Origin of the sequence: Blautia sp. AF19-13LB, assembly GCF_003479105.1 — a bacterium.
Classification (GTDB): Bacteria; Bacillota; Clostridia; order Lachnospirales; family Lachnospiraceae; genus Fusicatenibacter; species Fusicatenibacter saccharivorans.
Genome location: NZ_QUGO01000058.1, coordinates 1 through 1,657, shown reverse-complemented (window position 1 = coordinate 1,657; position 1,657 = coordinate 1). Strand labels below are relative to the sequence as shown.

The 1,657-nt window shown below is 52.3% G+C and carries 1 protein-coding gene and 1 pseudogene; both read right to left on the bottom strand.

What is annotated here, in order from left to right:
• Positions 1-150: 150 nt before the first annotated feature.
• Positions 151-1,488, bottom strand: a complete 1,338-nt coding sequence (locus tag DWX32_RS19200; RefSeq protein WP_118660879.1) for a virulence-associated E family protein — start codon at positions 1,486-1,488, stop codon at positions 151-153.
• Positions 1,457-1,657: pseudogene (locus DWX32_RS19195) on the bottom strand (CHC2 zinc finger domain-containing protein); the annotation flags it as partial. The pseudogene DWX32_RS19195 and the gene DWX32_RS19200, both read right to left, overlap by 32 nt.

Here is a 1,657-nt window from a genome sequence, read left to right as displayed (position 1 = left end):
TCAATCTGGCGATGGTTACTATTTATACTTTTCTTTTATTTTTCTGTTGTTTTGGTTGTCATAGGGGAGAAAAGCCGATAGTTTCGGGATTTTCCCCGGCAACCGGCTCGGCAACGGGATAGCAACAGGGGGTGCAACGGGCTGCCATTTTCAGAACGGAAGCTCCATCTGTTCTGTGACCTCCACAAAACCGTCCATCGTTTTTTCAGACGGGTTGCCGGAGTCCGTTGCCGGGTTTTGACGCTCCCAGCCCTTTTGTCTGCCATATTCGGAAAACATTCTTGGGTTCGGGAAGTACCGCCAGCCAGAAATACACTGGTTCATAATCTCGTTGATTTCCCGGATTTCCCATTGCTTCGGCTCGTCAAAGGCATGGTTCAAGGCTTCCTTGTAGAGCTGCTTGGAGCAGACCATGCTCCCGGTGTACTTATCAAGATACGCCTGCATCATCCCGGCTTTGGTGTCCTCCGGCATAAAATCCCGCTGGTGTTCTTTGAGATACCGCTGCATGGCAGGGCTGAAAGCCAGCTTGAACCTGCCGCTTCTGTAAATTTCCATCGCTTCTGCCCACATCTGCTCGATATAGGCTCTGGAAGCGGCTTCGTCCTCCAAAATGTGAACCTCGGCTTGCTCTGGGTACACCATGACGGGGATAAAGCGGCGGTTGCCGGAACGGTCAAGGGGCAGGAAGTCAAGGGCATTGGAAGTGCCGCCAAACACGCACTGACGGGGGCGGTCTGCTGGGTGGGTTTCATAGGGTATCTTGTAAACCTCTTTCTGTCGGCTTAAAAATGACTTGATTTCCTCAATGCTCTTGGCGTTGGCGGTTGCCATCATTTCCGACATTTCGATCATCCAGTGACCTTGCAGCTTGCGGTACACATTGTCATCGTCCAGCTTCCGCAAATCATCGGAGAACCACTCGTCCCGGACTGCCAGCAGACGGAAGAAAGTGGACTTGCCAGCCCCCTGACCGCCGACCAGACAGAGCATGATTTCAAACTTGCACCCCGGCTGAAAGGCTCGTGAGATTGCACCCAGCAGGAACAGCTTCAATGCTTCATAGGTGTAATCGTCTGCGTCAGCCCCCAGAAAGTGCCGCAGGCAGAAGCGGATTCGCTCTGTCCCGTCCCACACAAGGGAACTTAAATAATCCCGGATGGGGTGGTACTTGTTTTCATTCGCCACAATCCCGATGGCGTTATCAATCTTTTTCTCATTGGTAAGCCCGTAGGTTTCTTCCAGATAGAGAAGCAGATACTTCATATCTGTATCGTTCAGGGCGGTGCTTTCCCTGTGGAAGCCGATGGGCTTTATGATGTCCTTGCGGTCGGTCAGGATGTTGTATGCGATAGCCCCGGAAAGCAGCGGGTCACGCTGGAATACGGTCAGGCAGTTCCGTATGCTCTGACGGACACCGCCTTTCTCGGTAGTTTCCAGCCCCGCCTTGATTTCCTCAATGCTCTGGGGCGGCTGCATGGCGTTCATGGTGTTTTTTAGTTCTTGCTGCGTTTGCGGCGGCAAGCTCTGCCATTCGCTTTTCAAGCTGTATCACATCCTTCCCGTAGTCCGTAATCAAAGCTGCTTTTTCCTCTGTCTCCCCAAAGAGCAGCACATCCAGCAGATATTCCACTTGGTCTTGCTTCTGTAAGGCTTC

Bases quoted from the DNA above. Each gene is read 5' to 3' on its own strand.
- DWX32_RS19200 (WP_118660879.1), bottom strand. From the start codon at position 1,488: ATGAACGCCATGCAGCCGCCCCAGAGCATTGAGGAAATCAAGGCGGGG.